This window comes from Chitinispirillales bacterium ANBcel5 (assembly GCA_029688955.1).
In the GTDB taxonomy this organism is placed as follows: domain Bacteria; phylum Fibrobacterota; class Chitinivibrionia; order Chitinivibrionales; family Chitinispirillaceae; genus Cellulosispirillum; species Cellulosispirillum alkaliphilum.
On record JARUKZ010000036.1, the window covers coordinates 13,173 to 30,273 of the forward strand.

The 17,101-nt window shown below is 40.8% G+C and carries 15 protein-coding genes; all 15 read right to left on the reverse strand.

The genetic code is table 11. The features are described 5' to 3' along the window. Positions 1 to 407: 407 nt before the first annotated feature. The 15 genes from QA601_15300 to QA601_15370 all read right to left on the reverse strand — a co-directional run bounded on the left by QA601_15300 (position 408) and on the right by QA601_15370 (position 16,890). Positions 408 to 803: a GxxExxY protein gene (locus QA601_15300; protein MDG5816462.1), complete on the reverse strand. Its 396-nt coding sequence runs from the start codon at positions 801 to 803 to the stop codon at positions 408 to 410. Positions 804 to 986: 183 nt separating this feature from the next. Then, the gene (locus tag QA601_15305) at positions 987 to 1,655 is read right to left on the reverse strand and encodes a DUF4391 domain-containing protein (GenBank protein MDG5816463.1); all 669 of its coding nucleotides are present in this window, start codon (positions 1,653 to 1,655) and stop codon (positions 987 to 989) included. Then, positions 1,652 to 4,924, reverse strand: coding sequence for a helicase-related protein (locus QA601_15310; protein ID MDG5816464.1), 3,273 nt, complete (start codon positions 4,922 to 4,924; stop codon positions 1,652 to 1,654). Before QA601_15310 ends, QA601_15305 begins: the two co-directional genes overlap by 4 nt. A gap of 243 nt (positions 4,925 to 5,167) precedes the next feature. Further along, complete coding sequence (locus tag QA601_15315; GenBank protein ID MDG5816465.1) at positions 5,168 to 5,611, reverse strand: Mov34/MPN/PAD-1 family protein; 444 nt, start codon at positions 5,609 to 5,611, stop codon at positions 5,168 to 5,170. After that, positions 5,602 to 7,194 carry a ThiF family adenylyltransferase gene (locus QA601_15320; GenBank protein MDG5816466.1) on the reverse strand — a complete coding sequence of 531 codons (1,593 nt, stop codon included), beginning with the start codon at positions 7,192 to 7,194 and terminating at the stop codon, positions 5,602 to 5,604. Before QA601_15320 ends, QA601_15315 begins: the two co-directional genes overlap by 10 nt. Next, positions 7,191 to 8,312, reverse strand: a complete 1,122-nt coding sequence (locus QA601_15325; GenBank protein ID MDG5816467.1) for a CBASS cGAMP synthase — start codon at positions 8,310 to 8,312, stop codon at positions 7,191 to 7,193. Before QA601_15325 ends, QA601_15320 begins: the two co-directional genes overlap by 4 nt. A 4-nt stretch (positions 8,313 to 8,316) precedes the next feature. Beyond that, the gene (locus QA601_15330; GenBank protein MDG5816468.1) at positions 8,317 to 8,970 is read right to left on the reverse strand and encodes a hypothetical protein; all 654 of its coding nucleotides are present in this window, start codon (positions 8,968 to 8,970) and stop codon (positions 8,317 to 8,319) included. A gap of 185 nt (positions 8,971 to 9,155) precedes the next feature. Next, complete coding sequence (locus QA601_15335) at positions 9,156 to 9,401, reverse strand: hypothetical protein (GenBank protein MDG5816469.1); 246 nt, start codon at positions 9,399 to 9,401, stop codon at positions 9,156 to 9,158. 136 nt (positions 9,402 to 9,537) lie between these two features. Next, positions 9,538 to 10,464 (reverse strand): HNH endonuclease, encoded by a 927-nt coding sequence (locus tag QA601_15340; GenBank protein ID MDG5816470.1) that lies wholly within the window; start codon positions 10,462 to 10,464, stop codon positions 9,538 to 9,540. A 309-nt stretch (positions 10,465 to 10,773) separates the two neighbouring features. Continuing rightward, a complete protein-coding gene (locus tag QA601_15345) occupies positions 10,774 to 11,088 on the reverse strand; it encodes a hypothetical protein (GenBank protein MDG5816471.1) in 315 nt (104 codons plus the stop codon). A 270-nt stretch (positions 11,089 to 11,358) separates the two neighbouring features. Further along, positions 11,359 to 12,096, reverse strand: coding sequence for a hypothetical protein (locus QA601_15350; protein ID MDG5816472.1), 738 nt, complete (start codon positions 12,094 to 12,096; stop codon positions 11,359 to 11,361). Between the two features lie 110 nt (positions 12,097 to 12,206). Continuing rightward, positions 12,207 to 13,202, reverse strand: coding sequence for a WYL domain-containing protein (locus QA601_15355; protein ID MDG5816473.1), 996 nt, complete (start codon positions 13,200 to 13,202; stop codon positions 12,207 to 12,209). A gap of 792 nt (positions 13,203 to 13,994) precedes the next feature. Then, the gene (locus QA601_15360) at positions 13,995 to 14,186 is read right to left on the reverse strand and encodes a hypothetical protein (protein ID MDG5816474.1); all 192 of its coding nucleotides are present in this window, start codon (positions 14,184 to 14,186) and stop codon (positions 13,995 to 13,997) included. A 317-nt stretch (positions 14,187 to 14,503) separates the two neighbouring features. Next, on the reverse strand, positions 14,504 to 14,704 hold the full coding sequence (locus QA601_15365) for an Rpn family recombination-promoting nuclease/putative transposase (protein ID MDG5816475.1): 201 nt from the start codon (positions 14,702 to 14,704) through the stop codon (positions 14,504 to 14,506). A 617-nt stretch (positions 14,705 to 15,321) separates the two neighbouring features. Further along, complete coding sequence (locus QA601_15370; protein MDG5816476.1) at positions 15,322 to 16,890, reverse strand: GLUG motif-containing protein; 1,569 nt, start codon at positions 16,888 to 16,890, stop codon at positions 15,322 to 15,324. Between the last annotated feature and the right edge of the window lie 211 nt (positions 16,891 to 17,101).

The window sequence follows — 17,101 nt, forward strand, 5'->3', positions numbered from 1 at the left end:
CGAAAGGCGCGAAATACGCTAAAAAAGAAAATGAAAAAACCAAATAATTAGTCTATGTTTTTCCACCTCTCTAGTCCCCTTTCGCGTGGTTCGCGTTTTTCGCGGTTAATTCTTACCTCAAAAAGATTAAGATAAGAAGTCTACCGCGAAAGGCGCAAAATACGCTAAAATAAGAAAAGAAGAAACCTATAATCATTCTATGTTTTCCACCTCTCTAGTCCCCTTTCGCGTGGTTCGCGTTTTTCGCGGTTAATTCTTACCTCCTAAAGATTAGGAAGAGAGAGTCTACCGCGAAAGGCGCGAAAAACGCTAAATAAGAAAAAGAAAACAAGAAACTTATATCAATCCTATGTTTTCTGTACCTTTAATTCCCCTTTCGCGTATTTAGCGTTTTTCGCGGTTAACTCCTACCTCCTAACCGTATTTGCTATACGTATAATTTTCACCTTTGGATACGCACCAAAGTTTACCAGTAAACCAAGTTCCAGTTCCGTAGCTTTGAGATAGTTAAATAACTGAGCCGTGTGTTCGGATGTTATCTCTTTAACAGCCTTCAACTCCACGATGATCTTCTCATAACAGATAAAGTCAGGTTTGTAGGTTTGGCTAAGTGCCTTACCTTTGTATGAAAGTGCAAGCTCCTTTTGCGCTTCAAAGGGTATCTTACTCGCACTAAACTCCATCTCCAGACATTCCTGATAAACTGCTTCCAAAAAACCACACCCCATTTCTCTGTAAACATCGAAAATGGCTCCTTGTATGGCGTAGCATTCATCCGCAAAAAGTAGTTCATCCCGGCTCATCTATAGTCCTTTTCTAACCGCTAAGTTTTTTAGGATAGGAGAAGAGATTAAAGAGGGAAAGATAGAGAATTTACCGCGAAAGGCGCGAAAAACGCGAAATTAGAAAATAGGAAACTTATAATCAATCCTATGTTTTCTATCCCTCTAATTCCCCTTTAGCGTTTTTCGCGCTTTTCGCGGTTATTATCCTATTCCTAATCTCCCAATCTCTTCTCTCATCTCTCTCAGTTCTGTGTTTATTACCACTTTCCTGTTAAACTGCTTCTCTCTCAGCAACCTCGCTTCGCACCGTTCGATCTCTCTCTGCTTTTCTCGTATTTTACCGATTCTCTCCACCCTTTCCTGTAAGCTCTCACCGGCTCTTGCCGGAAATGGTAACAGCGGTTCAAGAAGAGCGCCGTATAAAACTTCGAGATTCAAAGCCAGTGGAATCTGCTTACGCTCCGTATCTCCTGATACCCACTCGCTTTCAAAGTAATCCGTTACCCGACACTTGCCACTACCGGCCCCATCAAGATACTTATAAGCAGCGACCACTTTTATCTGATCCTCACATAGCAATTCAAATATTACAGGGAACTGCACAGCCAGATCTATACATCGCAAAGCTTCCGGCTTTAACTCCTTCTCCCTAAGAGCGATAGTAAATATCTGTATCTCAGGCACCACAGAAGTTTCAGGTATATTAATCGTTTTTAGCGCGAGCTTATACTTCCAGGTTATCTGTTCAATCTGACGAATAAAGATATTTTTAACGGATCCTGATGGACGTGCATGAGCATAGATTTTACTCTTTGGCACTATGCGCCCAAAATAAGCCTGCTTTGGATATTCAAACAAGCAGCCGCTCATCGCTCCTCCTGCACCACAAGAAAACAGATGAGCTCAAAATCACTCAACCCTGCTATATTATCCACAAGAGCGGTGGTCCTCTCTGCGGTAAAAAGGCTGTCGATATCCTTCTCAGCTTTCACTTCAACAATAGAATGGATCGCCGCAGTAAGCAGGTTTGAGTAATAACTCATTGTGCGGCCTTCATCGGTTTCTCTGTTGAAAACTGAACAAACTTCTGCTAGCGGCTTATCCTGACCCCTGCAGCTTGTACGTATCAGGTCCAGTAACCTTTTTGCTTCAGTGTGCCTTATTACTACTTCCCCACTCCCTGATATATACACCAGATAATACGGGTGAAGCTGATTGTGCTGATTTGCATTCAAGCTGCTGTTTATATTACGCAGCACAAAGATACTGCCGGGCATTAAACCAACCTCAGGAATTGCAGGTATTACCGCATGCATTCCTCTGGGTGCCTTTTCTATATCACCATTTGATTTCATATATTGAAGAAGATCCATCCGGAACTCATTAAGCCCAAGATCCGTGATAGATACCCCGGTTTTAAGATCCTCCAGCTCGATAACCTCATCCTGTAACCGTCGCAACTGCTCCTTGCGGTATGCAAGCTCGTTATTCTGATGAGTAAGAATATTATCATCTCCGGTAGCGGACATATCCGCAATAACCATTCGGTTTTCGACCCGCTCCTTGAGACAGATGTATTCATCCAGAGATATATCCGGCCAGTAGTTTACAAGCTGAATGATCTCATTAACAGACCCGATACGATCGATACGACCAAATCTCTGTATGATACGCACCGGGTTCCAGTGGATATCATAATTCACCAGAAAATCACAGTCCTGAAGATTCTGCCCCTCAGAGATACAGTCTGTTGCAATAAGGATATCAATCTCAGCTGTTTCATCAGGAAGAATCAGCTTTTTATCTTTGGAGCGTGGAGAAAAGAGCGTAAGCAGCGACATAAAATCGAAACTTTTATTAATAGTCGATCTCGGCGCACCCTTACCGGTAACCTTACCTGTATGAAGCCCCTCTGAGGATAGAAACTCATCGGCTATATTTTCATACAGATAGTCTGCAGTATCTGCAAAGGCTGTAAATATTAGAATCTTTTTGTTACCACTGTTTATAGGATTAAGGATCTTATCATTAATCAGATCTTTAAGATGCTGGAGTTTAGAATCCTGTTCGGGGGTGATCTTTTTCATCGAATCGAGAAGGCCATTAATCAGCGACAGATCATTTAGAAGATCATTCTTCCAGGAGTCGACATCCATATCACTTAAACTGATCTTTACTTTTCCACCAACTGCAATATTCTCAGGAAAGGCGATATCATCATCATCAACATCAAAGTCCTCCATAACCGATGCGAAATCCATAGCCCTTGTAGCTGCACCGCTTTCCTGAAACTGCTGTATGGTTGTAAGTGTGCTAAGAAGATTTGCTCTAAGAGCACCCAGCGTTTTCCTGAAAGCATGAACTGAACTCTCAAGTCTTTTAAGCAGGTTGGTGGTCATCAATGCCTGAAGACTGCGCTCACGGTCAGATTGCTTGAGTTTCCCGCGGCCCCCAAAAACTTTTGTGTCGTACTGCTCTTCATACTTTCTCATGCGGCTTGGAAGAATGTAGCTGAGAGGGGCATACATCGCAAGCTTTAGAAGAGAAAGCTGAGTAAAAATCTCATTAAAACTGAGAACATCTTTACGACTGGTTAGTGGGCTGTGAAATGAGAGCGGTTTTCTACGTTCAGGGAATGAACCAATATCCTTTGTATCGTAGAAGGTCTGGATGTGCTTGCGCGATCGTGCAATGGTCACACTGTCGAGAAGCTCAAAGAAATCAAACTCCAGTGAATCGAGAATCGCTTTTGATGTGCGCTCTTCCAGGGGCAGTTTCGCCCAAAGATTAAATGCGGCCTGAGCGCGACGAAATATCTCTTCGATAGTGTGGCTTGTTCGCAGCTTTTTGTTGAGTGATTCAGAATCACCCTCATAGGCCAGAGCAAGCTGGTTTCGAAGATCATTGAAACGATTATTAACCGGAGTGGCAGAGAGCATGAGCACTTTAGTTTTCACACCTTCGCGAATCACCCTGTTCATGAGTTTTTGGTAGCGGGTCTCATGCTCCTTGTAAGCATCATTGTTACGAAAGTTGTGGGATTCATCAATAACCACCAGATCATAATTACCCCAGTTGACCCGGTTTAAAGGCATTCCAAAAGAGCTGCCCGATGATCGCGACAGATCCGTATGACAGAGCACATCATAGTTAAAACGGTCTCCTGCAAAGAGATTCGTTTTGAGGTTTGCATTATAATTGAGCCAGTTATCGGCAAGCTTTTTGGGACATAGCACCAGGACCGAGCGATTACGCAGCTCATAATATTTAATCACAGCCAATGCGGTGAATGTTTTTCCCAAACCTACGCTATCAGCCAGGATACAGCCGTTATAGGTTTCGAGCTTGTTGATGATTCCAACCGCTGCATCCCTCTGGAAGTTATAGAGTTTTTTCCAAATCTCTGTTTCCTGGTAACCGGTGCGATCGTTTGGCAGCACATCTTCACTGACATCCTCAAGAAACTCATTGAAAATGTTGTAGAGCATGAGAAAGTAGATGCGTTCAGGCGAATTCTCCTGATAAACGGATGCGATATGTTCGCATATAGCCGTGGTCACATCCTCGAGTTTTTCGGGATCATTCCAGATCTGATCAAAGAGCTGCAGATAGGTTTGTGTAAGTTCTGCCTTATCGAAACGATTGACCAGATTAGAAACCGCATCACTTTGCTGATATCCAAGATCCACAGCGGTAAACCCATGAAGAGGCATATAAGCGGTTGTGTTTTCGGTGCTTTGAACACAGGCAAACTGCTGCATCAATGCATTCGATCTGTTTGAGCGAAACACGGCCTTTTTTCTGATCCACTCTGCACACTCACGGGCGATAGCCCGTTGTGTGAGCTTGTTTCTGAGCTGAATTTCAAATTCAGAGCCATACAAAGCATGCTCACGCCCACATTTTGGAATAAAAAACTCCCGATGTTCTTTGCGAAATTTGTCGGTTACCTCATTGGGAACGAAGGTCGGAGCCGTAAAAATAAACTCAAGAGCTTCAATTTTTGAAAGTTCAGCTTTGAGAGCTTCAAAAGCATAGATCGAAAAACAGGAAGCAGCTATTCGCAGCCGTGATTTAGGCTTTATGGTGGTTTTTAGGTCATCGCCAAGGAGGGAGTTAATATTATCGATGATTCTCATACCGGAGTAACCTCATAAATGGAGCGTTTAGAGGTACCCGGACTAACCACAGCGCATCCACCGCAAGCGCAGTCTATAGCGCTTAATTGGGTGGTGTTGAGAGTGGTTAGTTCGAAATAGGGCATTTTTGAGACCGAGATTTTCTTGTATGAGATAGTTATAATATAGTATAGATAAAATAAAGTCTGGAGGGGGTTTGGGAAAGAGGTTTTAGGGGTGGTTAAACATTGGCTTTATACTTTTTTATAAGATTGTAGTGTAATACGACTTTCTACCTATTATAATGAATACTATAGGGTAATTTCTAGACCTCTTAATCCTTTCCCATTCCTTTAAATCAATATGTGTAGATGGCACAGGTACATCTTCTGGATGCGTATGCCATTCACCTAAATAAGTGAGTTTCCCTTTACTAGCTAATTTCAGTCTATTTAGAATTTGAATGTGTCGTGGGTCTTTCCTCTCAAAATAGAACGGCCTCCTTATGTCCCCAATCTGAGGAGTTGTGATATATCTTACATCAAAATGTCTACCTCTTAAATACCCAATAAGTAATCCACCAGCCTCATTATCAAAATTTCGATTCTGTTGAAATGACAGTATCATTTTCGCTGTTTTTTTCGAAAAGATCATAAATGAAGGTGATTTACTGTTTATTTTAATTCCTTTATAAAGCGTTAACCACATAAAAGACATTTTTCCATGGGTAGGATCGATTCTTCTGTTATTTCACTAACAGGATCTAATTTCTGTTCAAAAAAATTAGAAGAAAAATCATTCTTTAACCACTTTTTCAATACATGAACTCCCAATAAACTGGCGTACAATGAGGCACTAATTGGAAATGGTATAAAAACAGATCTGCACGAATCTCTCAAAATAATATCTTCATGTTGATCACTGGAATACTTTTTCACTTTGATACATTGATGACAGGTTAAATTCTGTGCAGAAACTAAATAACTTTGAACATATTGTCCTTGTCCTTTTATCCAAATAGAAATAAGGTCGGGTGACTCTTTACCACTCTTTTTTAAGGAAAGTATCTTTTCTGCTAACCATGTAGTTATTGCAATTTCACCTGTAGTATCTAGTATCAGATCATACCCTTTAAGCGAATGCTGAGTAATACACTCAGAAAACATATCAATTTTACTGAACGGAAAATCTTCTAATAATTTATATTTCAAAACTTCAGTTTTATAATAACCAGTCGCTTTTATGCCAAGATAATGTCTTGATAAATTATAAGGTTCGTAAATATCATTATCAATAAGTTGAAGACGGCCACTTGGCCCATTTCCAGCACCATTTCTGATTATTAACGGTGCTAAATTACTTCCAATTGTGCCAAGCCCTAATAATAATATCTTTTTATTATCCAGGGTAGTATCTTTAGGGGTATTTGCAGTTAGAAGAATAGATTTTGAGTAATTATCAACCCATATCCTCTTTACAATATATGTATTAGAAGCAAACAAATCTCTTGCAACTCTTGATCTGACAGGTCTCCTACCATTACTGTGAATCGAGGATAAAGGGCCAAAAAAGAAACCGAATACTAGATTTCTCGATTTTACCCTGAATAAAACATTTGTACCATTAAACCTAATACCATCTAGAATTGCTTTTTTAATATCATTGAAGATTATTTCATAATCCTTTAACCATGCTTTAATTGATTCAAAGTTTGTGGGTGGCCAATCAGCATTTAATATAGGCAAATCCTCTAAATCAAATATTCTGATTTTTTGTAATCCATCAGTATCATGGCCCCAGATGTTTTCTTTTGAACTTAATACCTTTTTATCTACAAGGTATACATTATTCAACTCATTTTGAATATCTCCGTGATAAGACAGATCTGCGCACCAGTATTGTCTAAATTCACGCCATATTTCTTCTATATCATTATAAGGTGTATATTCTAATACATTTTTCACGGATGAAATACAAAAATTTACCACACCATATGGATTATACACATCAAAGTCTCTACTTCCATCTTCATAGCATAATTTCCACTTACAGTCTAAATGCGGAAATATGTAAGGCTCTAAACCCGCTACAGATCTGTTTTGCAAGTATGCACTAGGAAACTCAATCAAATCGCTATTTTTGAAATGAAATTCGACTTCCAAGGTTCCAAACCGATCAGTAACAATGTTCCCACCATATTTGACCACATCGGACTCTTTCAACTGTATATCGGGTTTAAATGTAAATCCATATTTGTAAAAAGCAGCCGTAAAAGAAGGTAAATGGTTCAACCTGCTCTACTCCGGTTATCTGGCATACGGTTTTCACAATTATCCGAAATTGGAGTGTTTAGAACAGTATCTCTTATATCGTTTTTATATTCACTATCTTGTGGAAATCTCTTCCCTAAATGTTGTCTTATCATTTGACATGCTTTAGAACATGATTCTACATCACCAATTATTACTCTTTCTAAAGCAAGTTTGAACTCTTCTGACCATGTTAACATTTGATAATTAGTTACGCTGTCAATAGAAATAATTTCTGTAGGTTCAGCAGGATTCCTTACCTGGCCATTAGCAAAAGATGACATACCCTTTAGCACATCAAGTAAAGCTAAGTCATCTCGACCATTGATTTCAGATTTAATGATATTATCTGCAATGATCATCAAATATATTGAACTAGGCCCTCCTTCTTTCCATTTAAAATCTCTCCAAGCTTTTAAATATCTGCAAACACGCCTAAGTTGCTCTCCTTTAACTTGAAATGATTTTTTAAAATAATCATTAAGTTTCTTTGGGTCCGACGGTTTCCATCCATCGACCCTATGCGCCAAAAGTACTTGTTCTTTTATAGTTTGCCAATCTGATAAAGAATCCATACTAATTGAAAATTCTGCTCTATGGGCAGCAGTTGCTTCTTTAATCAGTTGGAAAGATTTATCAGGAATAGAGTACAATGGGATGTCGATGTGAATAAGTTTGTTAACAATGACCCGCGAGCATGTCTTTTTGGCGGTCGAAACGCCATCCCAATTCTCTTCATAAACAAGTCGTTTTAAGATCTCATCAACAATTTGAAAGAAAACCGTTGCAGCGACTTCAGGGCGGCCAGTTTCTTCAATTATAGTTAGTGGTAAATAACATCCTAAATCATGATCAATCTGCTGTGGTGGGCTGATGCATGGTTTGTTCTGCGTCTTATAAACTGAAGACCCTTGAGACATAAACCTTGGGAACACCGTAACACCATGCTTATGTTTCAGAATCTTAGCTATATCAGTTCGAAGCCTTTCCAAAATCTTAGTCTTTGCTTCCTTCAAAACAACTTTTTCTGCATCTGTAAGATTTAGGTTGCACAGGAAACCATCTGTGTTTCTGGTAAATAGAGGTGATAGATTACGCATTATCCTACTCCATGTGATTAGGTGCCTGAATAACTGGGTGATTTTTCAATTGATTTGATATAGTATTGTTATGAGCCGTGGATCTTTGTTTGACCGGGTTTAAAATTGTTAAGAAAACCAGAAAAACTGTTGATGTTACTAACAATAAATACAGCGTTTGAAAGTGTGAAAATCTTTTAAATTTCTTGGATTTATCTTTTGATTTATCTTTGTAAGCAGGTGGCATTATTGTCATATCATTTCCGTAAAACCCATTCGAATGGAAGCCTAATGCACTCTCAATTTTTACTATTACATCCCTATTGTTACAAAATCCTTTCGAGATTTCGCGAACAAAGTAGAATGAGGCTGCACTATATGTTAAAATAAAACCACTAGTGATGAATTTTTGTAATGTATCTAATTGTACTTCAACCAACAAACCCCAAATCAAGCCGATTCCAAGACCTAGTATCCACAGTGTAAATGTTGTACTTCGTTCACGCATTTTATGTTCAGCATTATAGCGCTCATTCAGCATATTGGTTAGTGAAGAAATCTTTTCACTGGATGTCATCTGGAATATATCGGGGCTCACGTTTGTTTGATTATCTTGAAAAAATTCGTTTTCTAAGCTTGTAGTGTCGCTTTGTAATTCTAAAGTATCATCCATTGCCACTATATTCTCCAGAGTTCATTTTCGGTTATGACACATACTTAAGTAACAATAATCTATAAACCCACAACCTCAATTTCTGATATTCATCTCAACTTCTCATATTTCCCACTCATTATACCCACTATCCTCCCAATCTCATCCCTCAACACCATCGGGCTAACAATCTCAGCATCCGCTCCATATTTCTATACATCCATCAATAGTTCACAGCTATCGCAATAGGGGATTTTGAGAACGTAGGTTTGATCACTTTCCCAGACCCCCTCCTGTTTGGGATGCCAGAACTCCTGAGACACCTCCCGGGCTGCAATACCGCTAAACCTGATCTCTGCAACAGATTGTGCCGGACCAGTAAAGATCCCATAGGAGTTACCGAAAAACTGGCGCATTGTATCAATACTTACCTCTTTGCATGACTGATCTGTGGGCACAAACGGAAGAGATTCTGTTTAATGCAAACTCCCACAGCCCCTCCTTTTTGTGACACCACGCATCAACATACCAGTATCCTAATTATATTTTATAACCTGAGTGAGACAAACCGGTCCGCAGGCAACAGAAACTAATTCACCTGAACACATTATCATTATGCCACTCTAAAAACTCCCCACTCGGCATATCATTTACCCGCGCCGGTAATGATCTTAACTCCTTACCCTGGTACTGGTAATAATCGCGTCCATTTTCAAACTCTTCCCTAATCCTACCACTCACCTCTACTCTTAGATTTTTGGTCACAGTAATATAGCCATTATCAAACAGTTTATGCAGATCTGCTCTTAGAAGCAAACCATTATCTGTTGTATTTATTCCAGATACAGAGTACGGCATAATGTGAGCAGCTTCCAAAACAGGGAGTGTTTTCTCACCAGTAACAGCACAACGCCTTGAGTAGGCATCAGTAATCATCACCCTGAATGCCCCCTGCCCTATTCTGGTTCTTGCAATGGTCTCGATATACTGTGGCTCCAAACGATCCTCACCCACACTAGCAGCCTGAAGAAGTGAACTTTTGTGCAAAACAGCTTCAATCTTTTCCCAATACTTACGTCCAATCACCGTGTCGGTACTATAACTTTTACCAGCTACAATATTAGAAGCCCAGTCTTCAGGGGGTGGAAGCCAATCTGTCTTATCAAAAAAGACAGGGCTGGTGAGAACAATACAACCTATATTGGGGTTATCTTTCAATGAATTGGCATTACCACGATACGTCTCGATCTTCCCTCTGAATGTTGCCAGATCAGGACATCCATTACGTAGCCCAAAGATCTCCCAGGCAAAATTTATGGGCAGAAATGAAAAAGAGGTAAAGAAACCTATCCCGGCGACTCTGTTTATTGGAGCCTTTAATTTCAACAGAAACGGTCCACCCTGCTCCAATACCCTAAATGCCACTTTGCCGCCAGGCTGCCAGAAATTAACATCTTCCGGATTGAGAGCGGAAACGGAGTTGTACCATTGAAGGTCGGTATTGCCGATGTAGAATTTCATGAGAGATGCTGTTGAGAAGGTTATGTGTTAGATTTCAAAAAAAAAAAAAAGAGTATACATAATATAAAGATTTTATAGTTATGGGTCAATAGATAAGTACCTAAAAATGAGTTTGTTACTATAAAGTACTTGTGTGTGTAAAATATATTTCATTTAAAATTATTTACAAATAGATATTTAAAAAAAAATGGCGTTAATATTATGCTGAAGTAATAATAATTTTTTCAATTCGATTCCCACAACAGGAGGCTACGGGATATTGAATCACTTTTTATACAATTTTACTTCTTACCTTTCATGCATAACGGTCTAACTTACCAAAGCTTTTATCTGAGCAAGAAAAGAAATTAAGTTACCATGAGTGAAATCCATCTCTCCAAGTCCACATTTCAGCCATAAAGAATAAATCTCTTCTTCTAAGGATCTAAATGCTCTACCTCCTCCACCTCCTGTCGGAGCACCAGGTGTGGTAAGTACCATATCTATATCACCATGTTTAATGTGTACCCGCATATTAAGCATGGCTCCATTTTTCCGACGTTTTTGAATTTGCTCAACAATCCAGCTTTCCACCCCATGTTGCCCAAAATATCGTTCATCCGTACCTATTTGTATTCGGATCATATTACCCGCTTTTCAAATTAAATGTCCATAACACTAACGTTATCTATATCTAATTAAATTTGTGCCGAAATATGGCTGATCCAATATTCAAAAGTGACCAGCCATATACAATCCTATTTCTTCTTGGGGGGAGGTGGTGGAGGAGGCGGGACAGAATTACCACTTTTATTAATTGGGTTCACGCCTCTTCCAGTATTGTACCCAGCTGTCGTATTCATCCCATCATGCTTGATTCTGTTCACACCTTCATTCATTGGTCTTTTTGGAGCATTAGTTGACACAGGAATTCTCCTTTTCATTATAAAGTGAATAGATTTTACCATAGCTTTTCTCAACATCGTTTATATTACTTTCAATATTCCATTTAATAAGCTCTACACGCAATACTTCAGTTGAACTTATTAACACCTTTTCTACAGAAACAACAGGAACAATAGTACCATCATCAAGTAGCCAAGATGGATCAATCACTATAAAATGTCCACTTTCAGGGCTATCAGGAAATTGCCACAGGTATCCCTTCAGCCGACGCTCCCCATCCAAATGCAAAACAGCATAATATTCTGAATTTTTAAAAAAAGAGTACCACTCCGACGGATATAGTGCTTTATTGGTAAGATTAAGCTTGGATAAGATTTTTACGACAAACCTCGTACAAGGGTTTTTACACCTTTGCGGACCATCTTTTCTGAAAACCCATAATGGAAAATCATTAATGACGCACCAAGACAATCCAATGCCCAATAATACTGCAAATACTATAGATAGCACAAATTCTTTGTTAGATGACCATTCTCCTAAGCTTATAAAACGTTCAGAAATAAAAAAAACCGATTTAGTGAGTATCAACAAAGCCTTCGTTAGTGCTGTAAATATTAACGCCTGGATAATTCTTTCAAATGGAGCAGGTTTTAAATATGATGTAAAAACATAGAAAATGCAGGCAGATATAAAGCCTGGAAGTAATTGATAAATTATTCCAACGATTTCACTGGATAAGTTTTCCACTTGCTTTCATCCTAAATAGTTTAGATTCTTAGTTCTGTTTATATCCGAACGATATTCCAAGCTGATTTTTACGAATCTCGTACTTAGATATATTATACTTACCCACAACCTCAATTTCTGATATCCATCTCAACTTTTTCATATTTCTCACTCATTCTACCCACGATACTCCCAATCTCATCCCTCAACTCCACCGGCCTCAAAACTTCAGCATCCGCTCCCCATTTCAATGCATCCATCAATAGTTCACGGCTATGGCCATAGGGGACCTTTAGAGTGAAGGTTTCATCATCACCTTCCCAAAACCCCTCTTGTTTAGGGTGCCATAGCTGCTGAGACACTTCACGGGCTGCGATGCCGCTGAACCGTATCTCCGCAACGTGTTGAGCGGGTCCGGTAAAGATCCCATAGGAATTGCCGTAAAACGCTTTCATCTCATCGGTACAGATCTCTTTGCAAGGCTCTTCTGTAGGCATAACTGACAGGATTCTGTTCAGGGCAAACTCCCGCAACCCCTCCTTTTTGTGACACCACGCATCGACATACCAGTTATCTTTATACCTAATAATAGCCTGGGGTGAAACAAGCCGGTCCTCAGGGATAGCGCCCTGTAGTTTTAAATACCTTATATCTATTTTCTTACGGTGCAAAACAGCTTCTGTAAGAGCTGTAAACAGTGATGGGTTTGTTGGACGGTTCGCGATGGGAACAATCTTAAAACGACCTTTCCAGTCTGCAAGATCGATATCCCGGGAACTAAGCAGTCTTGCAATCCTTGCGCGGAATGCGCAAAACGTTTCACTTAGAAAACCTTCCTGTAGAGTGCCGACAAGCGCTTCCAGACATAGAAGTGCCTTGAGTTCATCGGTGGTAAACCATAAGCCGGGAAGCTCAAAAGTCTCGTCATCACTGATATCATATCTGTAGCCGTTATACCGCTTTTCAAATTTCAGCGGAGCCCCAAACTCATACCGTAGTTCTCTTATAAGGCGATCGACTGTTGCGGAGCTTGTGTTAAGCGTATCAGCCAGCTCTCTTTTAGATAGATAAGATCTGCTTTGAGATAATAATCTGTGGAGTTCCACTACTTTATGCCATTTGGCCATAGTTTACCCCGGCACTATTATATGAGCAATTGCAAGCAATACCCCTGTTATTCACCTTTAATGTATAATCGGTAATTTTCTGAGCTCGCTGAAGACTGCGAGCGCAAGGAGAGCTGTACCAGTGAAGGTCGGTGTTGCTGATAGATAATTTCATGAGAACATACTGCCGTAAACATTATGTGTGTGATTTTTAGGAACAGTGTTCTATATAAAATAAGGGTATTGGGATTACAGGTCAATAGAAAGATGAGAAAAAATGAGTTTGCAGGTAAAATTTATCATGTGTTGTGGCCTGTGTAAGCGTGAAGAGGTTGTTTTTGGGGTGCTATGGGAGATTTGACTTAATAAGTCCTACAACTAAGGGAAGACTGGTATTCCGCATGTATATCGGGTTTTAATACCTGGCCTGGGAAAACGGCTCTTTAAGACAGTTAGAGCAGGACACTCCATGCTAAAGCAGTAACCTCTTCGGGTAGTATGCCGATAATACCGCAACGCTTAAGTTTGATGTGTAGCTGAATATTCTTATTTGCTTTTTCATCTATTCGCAACACCAGAGATATGGCACCGGGATACAAATACTCAATTGGGGTTACATCTATAGGAAAGGAATGTTCCCGTCTTCTTCACTTATTGACAGACGACAAACCCGGTGTGTTTGGTAGCGTGTGGGAGAAGGGGGAACCCATTCAGATGCTTCTGATACTATAACCGGAATGCCAAATCCACAGCGGAAGGTGCATAGGAATTTACAGCGGGACAAGGCGCGTTACAGTATCCCAGAGGTTCTGATCAACTACTCTTTCTACTTGCCCTTAGTTCCTTAATCTTCTCACTGTCCAAGGCGGTTATCTTTTCAATCTGCTCATCACTCATTCCCATTGCAATCATTTTTTGGGCGTCCTCAATTTTCCCTTCAATCACCCCCTCAGCTTTTCCCTCAGCTTTTCCATCCAGAAACCATTTTTCAGCTATTGTAGGCATTGTCACTCCTCCAATCTGTGCAATTTCATTGAATTCCCGATTTAAGTGTTCGGTATCCTCGGCATCCACTACCGCAGAGAGATAGCGGAATCCCTCGTCTTCCGCCCCTCGACTACCGCTCGGGGACCACTCGGGAACCTGTTACCATCCTGATAGTCACAGGAACGAGTGTTGGAATCCCTCGACTTCGCCCTTCGGCTTTCGCTAAGGGAGCGCTCGAAAACCAACCCTTGCACAATTCAAATAATAAAGCCAGTGTACTATGTACAAAAAAAGGTCGTTACGACCTCACCCCTGATCTCTTCATCGGGAATATGTTATATATCATACACTTCATTTTTAAATTCGGGGATATAATCCCTCGTATTTTCGATATCTTCAAAAAGATGTGTCATGGAGGTAGTAACCTTCCATTCCTCAGCACCATGGTAGATCACCATCGGCACTATTACCGGCAGCTTTTTTGCCGTTTCGTGCTGATCTCTGTACTGCTCCCAGATTTTTACCATGTTGCGCAAAAGCTGAAAGCCGGTTTAGGGATCACTGTAGCTCTTATGCTCAAACAGCATTAGTTTTGGAGAATATCATAATCACAACTCATATCCTCTGCGCCGGAATTTACTGCTACCCTTTCAATGCGGTTGTTCCCATCCTGAAGAGTAACTCCGGTAAAAACCAAATACTGTGTTCACAAATAATGCATGGGTAAAACGCGCAAGGGGGGGCGGCCTGCCCTACGCCCACCTCACATAGCTGTGCGGAGGGCTACGGAGGCCAGGGAAGGTGGCACTTTCTTAAGTGCCAGTGCCCTCAAAAAGCGGAGTCCTCGTAGCGCTATAACCGAGGCACCGAGGAGGTACGACGAGCCTGCCCATCCTCCGCCCGCCTCCCGAAGCATCGTGCGGAGGGCAGGCAGTAGTCTGCTACGGAGGTTAGGGGAGGAGAACCGGTGCCGTCCTCGGCAGGCGCCCGCAATATCTTTATTTCTTTGGTCATTATAATGGCTCTGGGACACTTTTACGGAGGCCAATCTATCGCCTTACAAACCCTCTCTAAAAAAGGAGCTAAAGATTATCTCCTATCTTCTTCAATTAGTAATTGGTCATCAGTAATTACTAATTACACTATCGCCATTTCACCTCTTCACAACAAATCTCCCTGCACCATTCCATCCGCATTCACTTACAACCACGTACTGAAACATACCCGAAGCTAAAAAGGGAAGCTTCACGCTTTGTTTATTTCCGCTATAGCCATTAGAAACAAACACTCTCTTTCCCGTAAGTGTGTAAACAGAAACAGTTGCATTGGTAAGTGTATGTCCGGTTTCTATGGTTAAAACTGACCCTCTGACAAATACATGCATGTTTCTATGTATAGGAGCGCTTTCCCTGTTTCGAAGAGCTTTTACCACCGGACCTTCCTGCCACCTCAAATAGGGATACGAAAGAGTTTCATCAATTGTCCATATAGAATCGAAATCCCAACCGGTGAATGTAGCAGCCTGTTTTAATTCAGCGGTACTCTTTCCTTCACCAACTAAACTCTCCTGAAGCCCCGAAGTTTCCATATCCCAAAAACTGTTTTCAATAACAATGTTTGCTGTATCCCGGCTATGCCCTATAAATCCTCCTATGTTTTCCCAACCTGCTTCATCACCGAGTACCTGCCCTGTTGAGTAGGAATTTATTACCGATGAATTGAAAGCTTTACCTACAAGCCCTCCCACGCTTTCATTACCTTGTACATTTCCCATACTAAAGCTGTTAATAATGGTTGGATCACCCCCTCCATTTACACCTGCAAGCCCACCTATTTCGATGCTACCCCAGACATTTGCTACTGAATAGCTGGCCGATATTAATGCAGGCCCCCCATTGCCACCAACAAGTCCACCGACCATCCGTTCACCGTAAATATTTCCTTCAGAGAAAGATTTTTCGATATCCCCGTTACTGTTTCTGCCAGCTAAACCTCCAACACCACTACTACCGGTTACTTGAGCAGTGGAATAACACTTATAAATCTTACCAGCATTGTACCCTGCTATTCCACCACCATTTGATTCAGCAACGATTTGAACGATGGAATATGAGTTCCGTATTTCGCCTCCATTGAACCCTACTAATCCTCCACAGGCATTTTCACCCGTTATCCTCACTGTGGTATAACTGTCTTCTATTGTAGCATTATTCCCACCGAGTAACCCTCCAATCGCACGATTGCCGGAGAGCTCTCCGGTGCAATAAACACCTGTGATCATACCACTGCCATCACCGGCCAGACCACCTACATATTCGGCTCCGGTTATATCTATATCGACCAACCCCAGATCAGTTATTTCAGATTCAACCCCAATATTACCAAAGAGACCGATATATTGTTCTTCGTCTCTGTTTATATACAGATTTACTATCTCAAATCCGTTTCCATTCAGTTTTCCGTTAAAAGAACTGGTCCACGAGTCACCGATCGGTTCCCATCCCTCACCATCATTGTAGGGATAGATACCAAGATCGATGTCATTCATTAGCTTGAAATGTTTATCTTCGTGATCTGTTCCGAGGTAATTCCTTATACTATCGAGCTCAAAAGCCGTTGTGATCTGCCAGGGATCAGACTCCTCCCCGGTTCCCCCATGAAACTGAGCCCAAACACTACCACACAGCAGTAACATAAGTGATACTACAACTGAGACTACCATAGAAACCCCCTCAACACGTGTACGTGAATTCGCTTCTCTGATCTGCACATGGGTAAAGAGATACACCAGCTTGATTCGGGTCAGGTCAGGGCGATGTGTTATGTGATAATAATGTAGATGTAATATAGTAGATTTGTACAGTAAAGTATAGAGAAAGATGCGGGGATAATCTATCTTTGTATTCCAAATTTGCTCCCGCAATAGATTAGCC